The 16,071-nt window shown below is 40.5% G+C and carries 11 protein-coding genes; 6 read left to right on the top strand and 5 right to left on the bottom strand.

From position 1 onward, the window contains the following. Nucleotides 1-69 precede the first annotated feature (69 nt). Nucleotides 70-3,555 carry a VCBS repeat-containing protein gene (locus tag ACST14_RS06075; RefSeq protein ID WP_459461621.1) on the top strand — a complete coding sequence of 1,162 codons (3,486 nt, stop codon included), beginning with the start codon at nucleotides 70-72 and terminating at the stop codon, nucleotides 3,553-3,555. Here the strand turns inward: ACST14_RS06075 and ACST14_RS06080 are convergent. From ACST14_RS06080 to porW, 3 genes are read right to left on the bottom strand one after another with little or no spacing between them, the layout of a single operon-like run. After that, nucleotides 3,552-5,021 (bottom strand): FG-GAP repeat domain-containing protein, encoded by a 1,470-nt coding sequence (locus tag ACST14_RS06080; RefSeq protein ID WP_459461623.1) that lies wholly within the window; start codon nucleotides 5,019-5,021, stop codon nucleotides 3,552-3,554. The genes ACST14_RS06075 and ACST14_RS06080 overlap by 4 nt on opposite strands. Then, nucleotides 5,018-7,336, bottom strand: a complete 2,319-nt coding sequence (locus ACST14_RS06085) for a penicillin-binding protein 1A (RefSeq protein WP_459461625.1) — start codon at nucleotides 7,334-7,336, stop codon at nucleotides 5,018-5,020. Before ACST14_RS06085 ends, ACST14_RS06080 begins: the two co-directional genes overlap by 4 nt. After that, the gene (gene porW, locus ACST14_RS06090; RefSeq protein ID WP_459461627.1) at nucleotides 7,333-9,378 is read right to left on the bottom strand and encodes a type IX secretion system periplasmic lipoprotein PorW/SprE; all 2,046 of its coding nucleotides are present in this window, start codon (nucleotides 9,376-9,378) and stop codon (nucleotides 7,333-7,335) included. Before porW ends, ACST14_RS06085 begins: the two co-directional genes overlap by 4 nt. 68 nt (nucleotides 9,379-9,446) lie before the next feature. Between porW and ACST14_RS06095 the strand changes: the two genes are divergently transcribed. From ACST14_RS06095 to ACST14_RS06115, 5 genes are read left to right on the top strand one after another with little or no spacing between them, the layout of a single operon-like run. Continuing rightward, nucleotides 9,447-9,632, top strand: a complete 186-nt coding sequence (locus ACST14_RS06095) for an AtpZ/AtpI family protein (protein WP_459461629.1) — start codon at nucleotides 9,447-9,449, stop codon at nucleotides 9,630-9,632. A gap of 53 nt (nucleotides 9,633-9,685) precedes the next feature. Then, nucleotides 9,686-11,545 (top strand): penicillin-binding transpeptidase domain-containing protein, encoded by a 1,860-nt coding sequence (locus tag ACST14_RS06100; protein WP_459461631.1) that lies wholly within the window; start codon nucleotides 9,686-9,688, stop codon nucleotides 11,543-11,545. Then, nucleotides 11,542-12,831 carry a rod shape-determining protein RodA gene (gene rodA / locus ACST14_RS06105; protein WP_459461633.1) on the top strand — a complete coding sequence of 430 codons (1,290 nt, stop codon included), beginning with the start codon at nucleotides 11,542-11,544 and terminating at the stop codon, nucleotides 12,829-12,831. The genes ACST14_RS06100 and rodA overlap by 4 nt, the downstream gene beginning before the upstream one ends. A gap of 1 nt (nucleotide 12,832) precedes the next feature. Then, nucleotides 12,833-14,065, top strand: coding sequence for an MFS transporter (locus ACST14_RS06110; protein ID WP_459461635.1), 1,233 nt, complete (start codon nucleotides 12,833-12,835; stop codon nucleotides 14,063-14,065). Continuing rightward, nucleotides 14,065-15,087 (top strand): hypothetical protein, encoded by a 1,023-nt coding sequence (locus ACST14_RS06115; RefSeq protein WP_459461637.1) that lies wholly within the window; start codon nucleotides 14,065-14,067, stop codon nucleotides 15,085-15,087. Before ACST14_RS06110 ends, ACST14_RS06115 begins: the two co-directional genes overlap by 1 nt. Here ACST14_RS06115 and ACST14_RS06120 read toward each other — a convergent pair whose 3' ends face one another. Then, nucleotides 15,088-15,459: a DUF423 domain-containing protein gene (locus ACST14_RS06120; RefSeq protein WP_459461639.1), complete on the bottom strand. Its 372-nt coding sequence runs from the start codon at nucleotides 15,457-15,459 to the stop codon at nucleotides 15,088-15,090. A gap of 64 nt (nucleotides 15,460-15,523) precedes the next feature. Continuing rightward, nucleotides 15,524-16,060: an ATP synthase F1 subunit delta gene (atpH, locus tag ACST14_RS06125; protein ID WP_459461641.1), complete on the bottom strand. Its 537-nt coding sequence runs from the start codon at nucleotides 16,058-16,060 to the stop codon at nucleotides 15,524-15,526. Between the last annotated feature and the right edge of the window lie 11 nt (nucleotides 16,061-16,071).

Raw genomic sequence — 16,071 nt, forward strand, 5'->3', positions numbered from 1 at the left:
AATTTTCTTTAAAAAAGGTGGGATATTAATCCCACCTTTTTTATTTTCGCTTAAGTTTAAAAATACGCTATGAAGCCTAGTTACGCCTACTTATTGATTGCCTGTTCATTCTTCGTTTTCTCTTGTAAAAACGCCACTACTTTTGAGCTTTTATCCGGTGATGATACCGGTATTCATTTTTCAAACAAGATCGTGGAGAACGACTCCTTGACTATTTTGAAGTATGAATACCTCTACAACGGAAGCGGTGTGGGTATGGGGGATTTTAATAATGACGGCTTATTAGATATCGTTTTTTCTGGTTCTCAGGCGAATGCCACTTTGTATATAAACAAAGGGGAAATGAAGTTTGAAGAGTTAGGCAAAACGGCTGGTTTAGACACAAAAGATCGCTGGTGTTCTGGCGTGAGTATTGTAGATATCAATGGCGATGGCTTGCTAGATGTGTATGTCTCTGCGACGATGAAGAATGCGGAGCGCGATCGACAAAATATGCTTTTTGTGAACCAAGGGATTAAAGATGGCAAGCCTAGCTTTAAAGAAATGGCAGCGGAGTATGGAATTAATGATAATGGACATAGTGAGCACGCAGCTTTCTTTGATTATGATCGAGATGGGGATTTAGATTTATATGTTTTGACCGATGTAATTGATCAGGTTCCTTCACTGTATCGACCTAAAGTCACAGATGGTTCGTATCCGAATACCGATCGCTTGTATCGCAATGAGTGGTCAAAAGAAAAGAATCATCCAGTTTTTACCAATGTGTCTAAGGAGGCTGGAATTACGATCGAAGGCTATGGCCTCGGGATCAATATTTGTGATATCAACCAAGATAACTGGCCGGATATCTATGTGACGAATGATTATGTATCAGATGATATTTTATACATCAATAACCACGATGGGACGTTTACGGATCAGGCCAAAGCCTATTTCAAACATACCAGCTTATCTGCAATGGGTAATGATGTAGCGGACATTAATAATGATGGCCGCCCAGATATCGTGGCACTGGATATGTTGCCAAAGGATAATGAGCGTAAGAAGCAATTAGCGCCGCCTAATAGCTATCAGTCCTACCAAAACAGTGATTTACACGGTTATACGTACCAATACATGCGTAATACCTTGCAATTAAACGCAGGTAAAAAGGCGGACGGTTCTCCTGCACCTTTCCAAGAGATAAGTTTGTTAGCGGGAATGGCGGAGACGGAGTGGAGCTGGTGCCCTTCTTTGGCTGATTTTGATAATGATGGCTTCCGGGATTTGATGATTACTAATGGCTTTCCACGGGATGTGACAGATAGGGATTTTATGTTGTATAGAGCGAATTCAGCTCGATTAGCTTCGGATGACATGCTTTTAGGGCAGATGCCAGTCATTAAGGTGAATAATTATGCCTTTAAAAATAAAGATGGTTTGCATTTTGATGACGTGAGTGCAGTCTGGGGAATCCAGCGCCCGTCATTCTCTAATGGAGCCTCTTATGGTGATTTAGATAACGATGGAGACCTGGATTATGTGGTGAATAATATCAATGACGAGGCTTTTGTCTATCAAAATAATACGGTGGAAGCGAATGCAGATAAAGGGCATTATTTACGTGTAAAGATGGAGGGGAAAGGCCAAAATACTCAGGGAATTGGTACGCGTATCGAAGGGGTATACGCGGATGGAACCTATTTCTATTATGAGAATTCACCTTATAGGGGTTATTTATCTAGTGTGGAGGCAGTGGCTCACATCGGTTTGGGTGCGAAGCAGAAGATTAAAGAATTGCGGGTTATTTGGCCGAATGATTCCATGCAGGTGATTTCAAGACCTGGTGTGGATCAGCTACTGAAAGTAAAAATGTCCGATGCGAAGCAGCCTTATGTTTCTTTGTACCAAACACAAGCGCCTTTATTGCGGGATGTGACAGACCAGATGCAATTAACGGACGTTCATAAAGAAATGGACTTTATTGACTTTAATTTTCAGAGTTTAATTCCTTTCAAAATGTCTCAACTGGGACCTGGAGCCTCCGTAGGAGATGTGAATGGAGATGGCTTAGAGGATTTCTTCGTGGGAGGGTCTAAATTCAATTCAGGAATCTTCTATTTACAAGAGCCGTCCGGAAAATTCGTGGCGAAATTCCTAGAAGGTGTTGCGGAGAAAAAAGAAAAATTAGGAGAGGACTTAGGTTCACTTTTGATTGATATGGACCGCGATGGAGATTTGGATTTATACATTGCTAGAGGGGGTACCGAAGGTCAAATAGGGGCGACAAGCTTGCAAGATGTCATATATTCGAATGATGGAAAAGGGAATTTTAGTTTGGTTACCTCTGCTTTGCCAGCATTTACAGAAAGTAATGCAGCGGTTCGTGCCGTTGATTTTGATAAGGATGGGGATTTAGATCTTTATGTCAGCGGTAGAAACGTACCGTTCTCTTATCCACAAGGAACGACCTCTCGTTTATTACGCAATGATTCAAAATCAGGATCGATAAAATATACTGATTTGACGGCAAAATGGGCTCCTGATTTATTGAAACCTGCGTTAGCTTGTGATGCGGTTTGGACAGATGTGAACAACGATGGCTGGTCAGACTTAGTGGTGGCTGGCGAATTTATGCCTATTCAGATTTACCAAAACGAAAAAGGACATTTAGTTAAATTAGAGAATACCGGATTAGAAGAAATTTCTGGTCTTTGGGGATCAGTGGCAGCTGCAGATTTTGACCAAGACGGCGATATGGACTTCGTGGCTGGTAATATGGGTAAGAATACTTTATTGCGTGCGAATGCGAAGCAGCCAGTGGATGTTTTGCATGGTGACGTGGATGCAAATGGCGTCTATGATATATTCCCCTTTGTTTATTTCCAAAGCGCAGCGGGGACTCCCGTGTCTGCTCCTTTGTTTGGGAAAGATGATGTCCATAAACAATTAAATTCGACTCGTCAGCGCTGGGTATATTACAAAGACTATGGAAAGATTACACAAGATGATTTCTTAACGGAAAAAGAGAAGGCGAAGGCCTCTAAATTATCCTTCACGGAAAATGCATCGATGTATATAGAGAATTTAGGTGAAGGCCATTTTAAAGCAAAGGCTTTGCCGGATATGGCGCAATTATCCTCTATGAACGGTATGCAGATTTTGGATGTGAATTCGGATGGCTATTTAGATATTTTATATGTAGGGAATAACTTTGCAAACGAGGTCGCGGTGGGGCGTTACGACGCTTCGAATGGCGGTGTCTTGCTAGGTAACGGCAAAGGATTTACATACGCGCAGAATTCAGGTATGATGGTCCCAGCGGATGCGAAATCCCTAGTGGGCATTCAAGTGGGTTCCGAATTAGCTTTTATAGCTTTTCAAAATAGAGGTCCTATGAAAGTGTTTAAGCCGCAGGGCTCGTTTGTGAAAGCAGCGGTTAAACCGGGGGCATCATTTAGTTATTCGCTGAATGGGCACAAACAAAAGATCGATTGGAGTTATGGTTCGTCTTATTTAAGCCAAAGTGCTAGCGCACAAGCTTTCATTCCTAAGGGGGCAAAACTTAATTAACGAATCGTATTTCTTAAAAGTCTAATCTGAAGGCCAGGTGTTAGTTTAACGCCTGGCTTTGGTTTTCCAAATTGAAAGTTACCTAGAAGCAGGTCAATATCTCCGTCTTTGTCGAAATCACCGGCATCCATGGCCATATAACGCGCATCATCTGGAAGGTGTAGATTGCTCACTTGAAATTGTAGTTTTCCTTGGTTTTGGAAGTATAAAAACGATTCGTTTTTCCCTTTTTCATTCTCCGGGAAGAAGGCGATCATGGCTAGATCAAGGTCTCCATCTCCATCAAAATCGCGCGCCAGGGTTTTAGTAGCGCCGTATGCAGGGTAAAAATAGGTCTCTTTAAAATTATTTTTACCATCGTTTAGGAACAGGTGAACACCGTGGTATGCTTTTTTCGTATTGGAATTATCCGCATTGTCCCCATTTGAAATGACGATATCATCAAATCCATCCTGATTCAAATCAGCTACTTCCATAAAGCTACTTCCCCAAACTGACTCAAATTGCAAAAGTGGTTTTTCAACAAACAATCCTTGCCCTTTGTTAATAAATACAGAAACGCCTTCTTTCGCCTCCGCCATTAAGACCAATATATCGGGTTTCCCATCCTTCGAGTAGTCATTAATGATCACATTTCTAGCTCCCGGCTGAGACTTTAACAGATGCCGCTCTTTTGATTTTCCATCCACCCAAACCAACTGCCCTGCTTGGTATCCATATTCACAGAGTAGATAATCCATAGTGCCATCACCATTAAAATCGGCAACCTGCATATCTACAGGCCGCTTTAATCCATCGACTAATTTAGCCAATTTGCCACCTGCATTAACCTGAAATAGATACCCTAATTTCTCATCATTGGGTAGTGTTTTCCCAATACTTAGTAGATAGGTTTTTCCCTCAATGAAGGCGGTGTTGACATTAGGGCTTGGAGTTCGAATGATGGAGCTAACTTGAAGTTTGCTGTTTAAAATGACCGTTTCATTGGTATTCATCCCTATCCAAGCCTCAGATTTAGTGGGATGTACTTTAACGGAGGTAACGCGTCCTTGTATTTCAGAAGGGGAAAGGAAGTCTTCTTTTTTGAAATGAAGGGTTAGTGAGGATATGGGACTTTTTGCTTTTTGAGGAAGGGGATTTTCTGGAGCATTCGTCACATAATAATCTACGATTGCCTGCCAATCTTCGATGCTCATAACCGGTTTATCTGGAAAGATATTTAGGTCTACAGCTGTCTGGAATTGTTCCTCCGTAATTTTTGCTGCTAATTCAAACTTATTGCGCATGCCTAAACGGTAGGACATATCCATCAGCACCTGGTCGTTCCAGGTCTTTTTGTCTAACAGACTAGGATCTGGAAACTTATGGCAGGAGCTACAATTCTCTTTAGCTAGTTCTTCCCCCGTTTTTTTAGAACTGCAGGCAAATGTAAAAAGGGCAATAAAAACAAAGGCTAAAATTTTCATTCAAGTTTTTCGATTTCCGTTGTACTTGATGTCGAATCGCTTCCTACTCCCCCCACACAACTAAAGTCAAAGGCGATATTTTCGGGTTTGATAAAGGGCATTTTGCGGTAGCCATCGAGCGATAGAGATCGGTCAGCATAGACTTTTTCCATAAACTTAGAGAATGCGGGCATGGCCATTTTAGCTCCTTGACCTAAACTTATGTTTCGGAAGTGAATGCTTCGGTCATCACCACCCACCCATACTCCGGTGACTAATTTTTGGGTAACACCCATAAACCAACCGTCTGAATAGTTTGAGGTTGTACCCGTTTTAGCGCCGATTTCATTACCTGAAGCGATGGAACTACTATTTAGACCTTGAGCTGTTCCGCCGGGTTCACGAACAGCACCTTGAAGCATATATGTCATGAGATATGCCGTTTCAGGTTTCATAACAGCCTTAGCTTTTGGAGTATATTCGCGTAAAACCACCCCGTTTTTATCTGTAATTTTTAAGATAATGATCGGGTCTATTTTTTCTCCCCCGTTTGCAAAAGGACAATAGGCGGCCACTTGTTCAAAAACGGAAACTTCCGATGTTCCTAAACATAAGGAAGGCCCCTCGTATAAGGAACTAGTTATGCCTGCTTTGTGGGCAAAATCTGCTACTTTACTAGGTCCGAGTGCTTTAATTAATTTGGCAGAAATGGTATTGATAGACCGCCCCATTGCTCTTCTCAGGGTCAAGCTCTCATAACTATAATTCCCATCCGAGTTTTGAGGAGTCCAGGTATCATTTGTTAATCCATCCTCTGTCCCAAAAGTGACAGGTTCATCTACATATTTATCACAAGGAGTAGCAATTTCATTTTCGATCGCGGCGCCATAAACAAATGGTTTGAATGTAGAACCAGGTTGGCGCTTACTTTGGGAAATATGATCGTATTTAAAATATTTAAAATTAATGCCACCAATCCAGGCCTTTACGTGGCCATTCGTAGGATCCATGGACATCATACCAATATTTAGAATGCGTTTATAGTAACGCATAGAGTCTAATGGACTCAATGTGGTGTCAATATCTCCATTGTAGGAAAATACGGTCATTTTTACGGGGCGTTTTAACTCTTCCCAAACCTTTAACTCGTCGTTATTGTAAGCTTCCATCAGGTCACGATATCGTTCAGTTCTTTTCATCGCTGAAATTATAAACCCTTTTATTTCTTGCATTCTTTCATTTACCCACGGGTTTTTGCCAGCCCAATGCTGGTTGAAGGTAATTTGTTCCGCTCTCATATGAGTTTGAACAGCATCTTGAGCATATTTTTGCATACGCGAATCTATGCTCGTATGGATGCGCAGTCCACTTGTAAATAAGTTAAGTTGCTGATCTTCAGGACGATCTTTGTTGATTTCTTGAATGATAGTAACTAATTCCTTTCGGATAGATTCTCTTAAATAGGGTGCCGCTCCCGTATTTTGATTTTCCACCTTAAACTTTAAATTCAGTGGAGTATTCTTCATATTTTCAGCATCTGCTTCGGCTATATATTCATATTTAGCGAGCTGACTTAAAACTGTGTTTCTGCGAGCTAAGGTGCGTTCTGGGCGAACTCTTGGGTTGTACAACGATGGATTTTGCAATAACCCTATTAACATGGCAGCTTCTGGGTAAGTTATATTTTGAATATTTTTTTGAAAATAGGTTCGACAGGCTACTTGAATTCCATAAGCATTATTTCCAAAGCTCACCTCATTCAAATACATCGCCAGGATCTCTTGCTTCGTATAACGTCTCTCTAATTTGATGGCTAAAATCCACTCCTTCACTTTTGCAATAGCTGTTTTCAAACCTCCTACTTTCATGAGTAGACCCATATATATCGGATCATCTTCCCCGTATTCTAAGGACCGCGTATGAAATAAGTTTTTGGCCAATTGCTGCGAAATAGTGCTACCTCCCCCTGAAGTTCCCATTGAAAAAAATACCCGCGCCATAGATCTCACATCGATTCCAGAATGGCTTACATAACGATTATCCTCTGTTGCGATTAAGGTATTTACTAGAATGGGGGTTAGTCCTTCAAATTCAATTAGGTTTCTATTTTCTCGAAAATATTTTCCGATTTCTTCCCCATCTTCCGAGATTAATATGGAAGCTTCTTGGCTCTTTGGATTCTCTAATTCTTGTAAACTAGGCATTCCTCCGAAAAGCCAAAGGAAATTGTAATTGACAGAAGCGATAAATAAAATGGCAAATAAGAATGTGCCGCCAAATAGTTTATAAGCTAAATGAATTCGATTCACCTTTGTTTCTTTATTGAATTCAATCATTTATTGATCAGCTTTAGCATTTCTGTCGCCTCTTTAAGTAGTGGACTAGTGGGGAAGGAAATTGTAAACTCTTCAAGTAGTTGTTTACATTCTTCAGTCTCGTGCATCCCCGCTTTAGAAAGCGCCAATAAAAATACAATTTTATCTTCCAATTTACTACCCGGATAAGTTTGTTGGATGAATAAACAGGCATCAGCTGTCATTTTAAAATCCTTTGCTTCAAAACGCTCAAATGCCTCTTCGTATTTTTTTTGTGCTTGTATCTCTTTATTTTCAGATAAGGTGCCATTCTCAAGTTTCAAGATCATAGTTTTGAAATAAGAACTTGGGTAACGTTCGAATAATGTCGAACGATAGCTGGATTTTGCCCCAGCTTCACTGCTTAAATAATGTATATAAAGCGCTTCTGCTTCAAAGGCCGTACTCGGATAATCCGTTAATAATCGCTTTAGCATTGTATTTGCTAAGTCATTTTCCCCTAATTCTAAGCGGGCTAGTTTGCCTAATTTGAAGAGAGATTCTTCGATTATTTTTTCAGCTTTTAACTTAGAAGCGGGGGTGGACGGAATGGATTTTATCCAATTATCTTCTGCCTGGGCTTTTGTTTCATTGCTTGGACCAGCTTTTTTATCAGTGGTGACATTCGTAGCTGCGGCAAGGCTAATGCTAGTGTTTTTGTTTTTTCGATTCCAAAAATCCTCCAATATTCTATTTCCCCATCGGTTACTAAATTCAATAGTGCCTTGTATTCGGGCTTGTTCGTTATTGAAATAAAAATTTTGTTGATCTGAATTAAAGGGTCGTCTCGTGAAAACGGGGAGCGTCGTTTTTTGTACAACAGCTTTAACCGTGTCTTTCTGTTGTTTTAAAAAAATGTCGTGTAAGGATTCTGGACTTAGATTCGCTAAACGGAGAAGCGAATCTTGTAACGTAATTTGTTTTGATAGGGCCGTATACTTGCCCCAGGATACTTTTAATTTTTGGGCTTTCGCAAAATCTGGATGATTCGATGAAAGGTAGGTGGCAGCGCTATCATAATAAGTAGCCGCTAGATCGTAATCTTTCATTTGTTTAGCAAAAAGATCGCCTAATTGAAAATAGAGTTCGCCCTTGTTCGGGTTATTTTCTCCTCCTTTTTCCCAGTTTTCTTTGGCTTTTTTAAAGTCTTTTCGCGTATAATAATATTGCCCTATTTTCACATAAATGACCGCTCTGCTTTCCTCGTTTTTAGGATCTTTCAGCAGTTGATTCAAAGCCACAATGTCCCCTTCCAGCTGGTGGATGGCAAGGCTCGCTTGCAATTGCAAATCGTAGCTCGGCTTGTTGTTTACTACCGTTTTATAGCTTTCCAAAGCTAAATTAGGCTGATTATTATCACTAAATAATTGCCCCATGATGAAGGAAATGCGGGCCTTTTCGTCCCCCTTTTTTATAAATTTCGAGGCTTCTTGCAAAATGGCTACCGCTTTCAGTGGTTCATTCAGGAGTTGAAAGGAATAAGCTTTGAGAAGTAAAAATTGTTTTTTCTCATTGGAATTCAACGGATTTTCGCTGAGGAATTCTTCGATTTTCTCGGCTGAGGTGAATTCTTGTTGATTTAAATAGATCTCGTATAAAGAGAGCAAAGCCTCTGGTCTAATTTCTAGTGAATTAACGTATTTGTAGGTTTCGATGGCATTTTTTAGATCATTTTGGTATAAACGACCTTTACCTATCAGTAGGTAAGCATCCAGGATGAAATGCGAATTTTGGTGTCGATCAATGACTAAAGATGCTTTTCGAATTAATTCTTTGATGTCTTTTTCATTGCCTTGTTTAAAGCTAGAGTCCCGGGGAATAAGGATGGGCAAAACGGAGTTATAGCTCTCTTTCCTTTCCGAAAATGCTTTTTTTTGTAATTCTTTATCTAATCTGGAAGCTTGCCAAATCGCATTGTATTTCGCATTCACATTATGAAAGCTAACGGCCATAGGCTTGTTGCTGTATTGAGAACAAGACCAGGTGTTGAGGGCTAGAAAAAGAAAGACAAGACTCCTATGCATAAGGTTCAAAAGAACAATTTTTAAATTTACGATTTATCTTCCCGAAAATTGGATAAATTTAGGTGAATATGAATTCATACCAAAAATTCTTGGGAGCGGCCTTTCAGATGCTCGTAACTATCCTCGCAGGTGTTTTTGCGGGCCGCTATCTAGATGCGTATTTTTTTACGGATAAGCCCTGGTTTACGATTATTTTCTCACTGGGATCCATCGCTTTTGCGCTTTTTGCACTCATCAAAAGTCTTCCCAAATAGCTTTCGCAGAAGCGCGGATAATTCTGTATTTTTGTCATTAAAATTTCAATCTAGTGTTTACTCATCGGCGAAATCTGATTTTCTTGTTTTTTGGTTTCATTGGGCTATTGTTCATAGGAAAATTGTTTTTCATTCAGGTAGTAGATGATACTTATGAAAAAGCGGCAGATAATAATGCGATACGCAAGATTATCCAGATTCCTTTTCGAGGCGAAGTGTATGATCGCTTTGGTAAATTAATTGTTTACAACACTCCTGTATATGATTTATATATCATTCCACGTAAGGCTGCGGTTAAGGATACTACTTATTTTTGTCAGGTCTTTAAGATAACTAAGGATTATTTCATTAAAACGACTCAGCGTGCAAGGGCCTATTCGCGGGTAAAACCAAGTTTATTTCTGAATCATTTATCGAAAGAAGATTTTGCCAGTGTACAAGATGCTATGGTTGATTTTCCGGGTTTCTTCTTTGAGACGAATGCCTTTCGCACCTATCAATCCCGTTCTTTTTCGAATGCCTTAGGTTACGTCGCAGAGATTAGTCCCACTGCCCTTGTTGAACAGAAGGATGATTATTACCGCCAAGGGGATTACGTAGGTATTTCTGGAATAGAATCCTTTTATGAAGAAACCTTGCGAGGCCAGAGAGGGGTGAAATACCGCATGGTGAATAGCAATGGCGTGGAAAAGGGGGATTATAAAAATGGCTCTTTGAACATTAATCCGATATCAGGGAATAATTTGTATACCTCTATCGATCTAGAAATTCAGGAATATGCTGACAGCTTAATGCAGCATAAAGTAGGAAGTGTCGTGGCTATTGAACCCTCGACTGGGGAAATATTAGCGATGGTATCTGCTCCGTCATATGATGCAAGTCTTTTGACGGGTAATAATTTCTCGAATTATTACCAACAATTAGCCTTGGATCCGATGAAGCCGCTGCTAAATCGACCGCCGTCTGCCTATTATCGTCCAGGTTCTACCTTTAAATTAGTGCAAGCCTTAGTAGGCCAACAACTCGGTTTTATTGGCCCAGGAACGGTCTATTCGCATGCAGGTGCTCCGGTTAAATGCCACGGACACGGAGCAGTGGATTTGCGAGGTGCGATTCGCGTGTCTTGCAACCCTTATTTTTATCATGCCTTCCGAAAGATGATTTATGATAATACTACGGGAGACACCTATGAGCGTTCGGCTACAGGATTGCAACGCTGGGCTGATTTAGTGGCTAATTTTGGTTTTGGACGTAAGTTAGGGGTGGATTTAGGAAATGAAAAGAAGGGGATTTTGCCAAACGTAGATTATTATAATGCCGTTTATAAAGGGGAGAAAAGTTGGAAATTTTCTAATATTTATTCGATAAGTATTGGGGAAGGAGAGATCGTCGTTAGCCCGCTAAAAATGGCGAATCTCGCGGCAATCATCGCAAATAGAGGTTGGTATATCCCACCTCACGTGGTGAAAGGGGTGGGTTTGGCAAAAAGCATAGATCCTTTCTATAAAACTCCAGTAAAAGTAGGGGTAGAGGCTAAATATTTCAATGTGGTCATTGATGGAATGCAAGATGCTGTCGCAAACGGTACGGTGGGGCCTGATGGCAAAATACCTGACATTTTAATGGTAGGCAAAACGGGTACATCGCAAAACCAAAAAGGGAAGGATCACTCTATTTTTATCGCTTTTGCACCAAGAGATAATCCGAAGATTGCGATTGCTGTTTTTGTAGAAAATGCAGGTTTTGGTGGTTCTGCAGCAGCTCCCATCGCCTCATTAGTAGTAGAAAAATACTTAAAACGGAAAGTGGATCGCAAGGCTGTGGAGACTAAATTCATGAATATGAATTATTTGCCCAATGCCTACGGCAGCGTGGCGCGAAAGAAGAATACCCCAGATTCTACTAAAAGATGACAGATTCTAATCACATACAAGGTCGCATCGATTGGATAACGGTAGGGTTCTATGTGTTTTTCGTCGGATTAGGGTGGTTGAATATCTACTCGGCGGTATATAGTCCAGATGCTCCATTATCCTTTTCAGATGCCGCTTTCTATGATTCGAATGCAGGAAAACAATTAATTTGGATAGGCACAAGTTTGGTTTTGATTGTGTGTATTTTAGTTATTGATTTTCGTTTTTTTGAATCCTTTGCACTGTTTATTTACCTAGGCTTATTGCTTTTATTAATGGCAGTTCCTTTTTTAGGGGTGACCATTAATGGTTCCCATTCCTGGTTTCGAATAGGGAGTGCGACCATTCAGCCGGCCGAATTTGCTAAAGCTGCCACCGCGCTTTTATTGGCTAAATATTTGAATGATCCGCTGGTGAATCTAAGTAAATTTCCATTTCAATGGAAAGCAGCTTTGATTATATTGATTCCCATGCTTTTGATTATCGGTTCGAATGAGACGGGTTCTGCCTTGGTTTTTGCCTCCTTTATTATACTGTTGTACCGAGAGGGCTTGCCTGGCACCTTTCCCGCTTTATTTATTGGGGGAATTGCACTTTTTGTTTCGGCTCTGCTTGTGAAGGCCTGGGTAATTTTACTCGTTTTGGTTTTATTGACAGGTCTTTTAGTCGTATTTATGCCCATTTATATGCGAAGAGATCCGAAGACCTATTTGCGTCTTTCAGGAGCTATTGGATTGATTATGTCCTTGGCTCTTTTAGTAGATTGGGTGGTCAATAATGTGTTAAAAGAACACCAGAGGAATCGAATTCGCGTCTTGATTGATCCAGGATTTGATCCTAGAGGTATAGGCTATCAGGTGACACAATCGAAAATTGCGATTGGATCGGGTGGTTTTTGGGGCAAAGGATTTTTAGGAGGTACTCAAACAAAATTTGATTTCGTACCGGAGCAAAGTACGGATATGGTTTTCTGTACGATCGGTGAGGAGTATGGCTTTATTGGAGTGATGTTGATGATCATTCTCTTTCTAGCTTTCCTTTGGCGCTTAATGTATTTAGCGGATTTGCAGCGTTCCCGTTTTGCACGGGCCTATGGATATGGATTAGCAGGAATTCTATTTTTTCACTTTTTAGTAAATATTGGGATGACGATCGGCTTAATGCCTATTATGGGAATTCCATTGCCCTATTTTAGCTATGGTGGATCGTCTTTATGGTCTTTCACTATTTTGCTTTTTATCTTTTTAAAACTAGACTCTCATCGGTCGGATATGCTTTCTCGCTAGTATGGAAAACGAAAAAATTTCTTCCAAAGCCAAAATGCTCATCGCCGTCGCCGCTCTCGGTTACTTCGTAGATGTATATGATTTGATTTTATTCTCGGTGGTGAGAAATCCTAGCTTGATGAGTTTAGGTTTAAAAGGCGATGATTTATTAAATCAGGGCTTGAGCTTGATGAATATACAAATGGGCGGAATGTTGCTTGGTGGTATTCTTTGGGGAATTTATGGCGATAAAAAAGGTCGAAAATCGGTATTGTTCGGTTCTATTCTATTGTATTCTGCCGCCAATGCCTTGAATGGTTTAGTAACGGATTTGAATACCTATGCCTTATTGCGTTTTATCGCAGGAATAGGTCTTGCAGGTGAATTAGGAGCTGGGATTACGCTAGTAAATGAAACATTGCCACCATCTAAGCGAGGCATCGGAACCTTAATTATTGCCGGTGTGGGCGCAGCTGGAGCTGTTTTCGCTCCCATCATTGCGGGCTTAAGTACAGATCCCGAGTGGTGGAGATCTTGTTATTTCATTGGTGGTGGAATGGGATTAGCGCTCTTACTTTTACGTTTAGGGACTTTCGAATCCTCGATGTATACGGAAATGGATGATAAAGTAGAACGCGGAAACTTCTTTCAATTATTTAGAAATCCGGCGACCTTTAAGAAATATATATACTGTATTTTGATGGGCTTACCCATTTGGTATATCATTGGGATTTTAGTGTTTTCTGCCCCCGAAATTTCAAAGATTATTGGCATTGATGGCAAAATTAGTGGCGGGGATGCGATTATGTTTTGCTATATAGGTCTGGCCACTGGGGATTTTGCCGCTGGCGCCTTAAGCCAATGGTTGAAAAGCCGCGGAAAGGCGGTATTAACGTATTTATTTATCGCGGTAGGGATTTGCGTGTATTATCTCTTTGGAATGTCTAATATAACCACCACGCATGCATACGTGATGATTACTTTGCTAGGTTTCTTCGGAGGTTATTGGGCGGTATTCTTGACCTTTTCGTCGGAGCAGTTTGGGACTAATGTTCGGATGACGGTGACTACGACCGTGCCTAATTTTGTACGCGGAGCCTTAATCCCGATTTCCTTGTTGTTCAAATTTTTAATTCCGTCTGTTGGCTTGATTCATTCCGCAGCTTATGTAGGAATTTTATGCTTTGCTTTGGCCATCTATTCCGTCTCACAACTGAAAGAAACTTTCGGTAAATCCTTAGACTACACTGAATAATGGCCCTGATTTCGAAAAAGAAGACCCTTTATCGGATTAATCAACAGCTTCGGAGGTATTTGCATAAATACAACCGGGAGCATACGATGAATATTAGCTATACTGATCTGCTGCGGTTTGATAATTCAATCGTGTTGTATGATAAGAATGGGCAAGATACTTTGTGGGAAACGGTTTTTTATTCTCCGGGGGATCAAAAAGAGGTGTATGAAGCTTTGAAACAAATCTATGCCGATTTGAAGACGGATGGAAATGAGGAGGTAATCAAGCACTTAGTGATCGATCGAGTGGATTATTGCACGTATGGGAATACCCATCCCTTTCGGATTCGGATTGTGAATCGGGTGAATGATAACTTTGATTATTTCTACATTAAAATTGCCGATGCGTCCCGTGTTTATGGGCTCGAATTAGAGCATATTTTATCGCCAAATCGGATCAATTACGTCACCTGTGACAATACATTAGTAGAGGAACATATTGCGGGTGTGCCTGGGGATGCGTTTCTTAAACAAGATTTGGAGACAGATTTAGAATCCCCCATTCGTCTAGCAAAGGAATTTGTCAAATTTAACGAGCGCTGTCTTGTCCAATTATTGGGGGATATGCATTCGGCTAATTTTGTCGTGATTACGACGCCGGATTTTGAGGAGATATATTATCGAATACGCCCCATTGACTTTGATCAGCAATGTTATGAGGGCAAGAAATCGGTTTATTTACCACAATATTTCAAGCAAAATAATGCCTTGATAGAATTAGGGATGAAATATATGACACCGGAATCGGTTTGGCAATACCAAATCGAAGAACGTTCTATGATTGCCTCTCGGTTAAAGTCGGAGAGTCAGCGTGTGTATGATTTAATGGCTGTGATGTCAAAAGATGAGATTGCCCCTCCGGATAATGTGGAACAATTAAAATCGGAATTAGCCAAGCATTACGAGGACGATCGTTTTCTGAATTGCAAGACGATGGGGGAGATTGTTTGGTTAAGTCTGGAATTAGTTATGCGTCACTAATTATTTCTTGAAGATGGACCACATCATCAATCCATAACCCAGTAGATGAGATAGGCCGCCTATCGGGGCAATCGCTCCGAAAATGCTCATATTAGTCAAGCAAATTAAATACAAAGAACCAGGAAAAATGATGCTGCCCGCAAATTGAAAATAGGCAGCAGACTTTAAGTGCTTATTGCTGAAGTTCATTTGCCAAACCCCTAAAATCAACAAGGTGATTCCTCCATACATTTGGTAACGAGCAGCCGTCTCAAAAGTCTCTAAACGATTAATCTCGCGCAAGTAATCCTTCCAAGTATGTGCCCCAAATGCGCCTAAAGCAACAGATATGCCTGCCATCAGTGATCCAGAAAATAAGGCAAATTTTTTCATATGGAATGTGCGCGATACGATTTAGAGATAAAAAAAGGCCTTGTTTTCAAGGCCTTCTAAGATTTTAAGATGCTAAAGAAACTTTTAAATCGTTTAGTTTCCGCTTGATCGAATCATCGATTTGTTGGTCACCTACCTTTAAGATGAAACCGCCTATTAGGCTTTCATCTATTTGTTCGATTAATTCCACTTCTTTACCTGTGTAATCTTTCACAATTTTCGATACCGTAGCTTTCTGGTCTGCCGTTAAAGTAGAGGCAGTCGTAACAGTAGCCTTTTGGATTCCTTTAAAATCCGTGTACATCGATATAAATTCTTTTGCTACAGCAGGAAGAATTTTCTCGCGGTTTTTATTCGTGATAATCACGAAGATACCGTAGGTTACAGGATTGAATTTATCCTTAAAAAGCTTCGCTAGGATAGCTAACTTCGTATAATGCTTGATGATAGGGCTCTTAAGCGCTAACACTAATTCATAACTTCCTTCGCAAGTTTCTGCGAAAACGATCATATCTTTAGCAACAGCCTCTACCGCGTTCTTCTCGATCGCGAAGTCTAGCAGTGATTTAGCGTAACGATGAGCTACAATTAATTCTGACATGGTCTATTCGA

It is taken from the genome of Aquirufa sp. A-Brett2-15D (assembly GCF_054558735.1).

What these genes read in the sequence shown, in the direction of transcription:
- ACST14_RS06075 (WP_459461621.1), top strand. Translation starts at nt 70, where the DNA reads ATGAAGCCTAGTTACGCCTACTTATTGATTGCCTGTTCATTCTTCGTT.
- ACST14_RS06080 (WP_459461623.1), bottom strand. Translation starts at nt 5,021, where the DNA reads ATGAAAATTTTAGCCTTTGTTTTTATTGCCCTTTTTACATTTGCCTGC.
- ACST14_RS06085 (WP_459461625.1), bottom strand. Translation starts at nt 7,336, where the DNA reads ATGATTGAATTCAATAAAGAAACAAAGGTGAATCGAATTCATTTAGCT.
- porW (WP_459461627.1), bottom strand. Translation starts at nt 9,378, where the DNA reads ATGCATAGGAGTCTTGTCTTTCTTTTTCTAGCCCTCAACACCTGGTCT.
- ACST14_RS06095 (WP_459461629.1), top strand. Translation starts at nt 9,447, where the DNA reads ATGAATTCATACCAAAAATTCTTGGGAGCGGCCTTTCAGATGCTCGTA.
- rodA (WP_459461633.1), top strand. Translation starts at nt 11,542, where the DNA reads ATGACAGATTCTAATCACATACAAGGTCGCATCGATTGGATAACGGTA.
- ACST14_RS06110 (WP_459461635.1), top strand. Translation starts at nt 12,833, where the DNA reads ATGGAAAACGAAAAAATTTCTTCCAAAGCCAAAATGCTCATCGCCGTC.
- ACST14_RS06115 (WP_459461637.1), top strand. Translation starts at nt 14,065, where the DNA reads ATGGCCCTGATTTCGAAAAAGAAGACCCTTTATCGGATTAATCAACAG.
- ACST14_RS06120 (WP_459461639.1), bottom strand. Translation starts at nt 15,459, where the DNA reads ATGAAAAAATTTGCCTTATTTTCTGGATCACTGATGGCAGGCATATCT.
- atpH (WP_459461641.1), bottom strand. Translation starts at nt 16,060, where the DNA reads ATGTCAGAATTAATTGTAGCTCATCGTTACGCTAAATCACTGCTAGAC.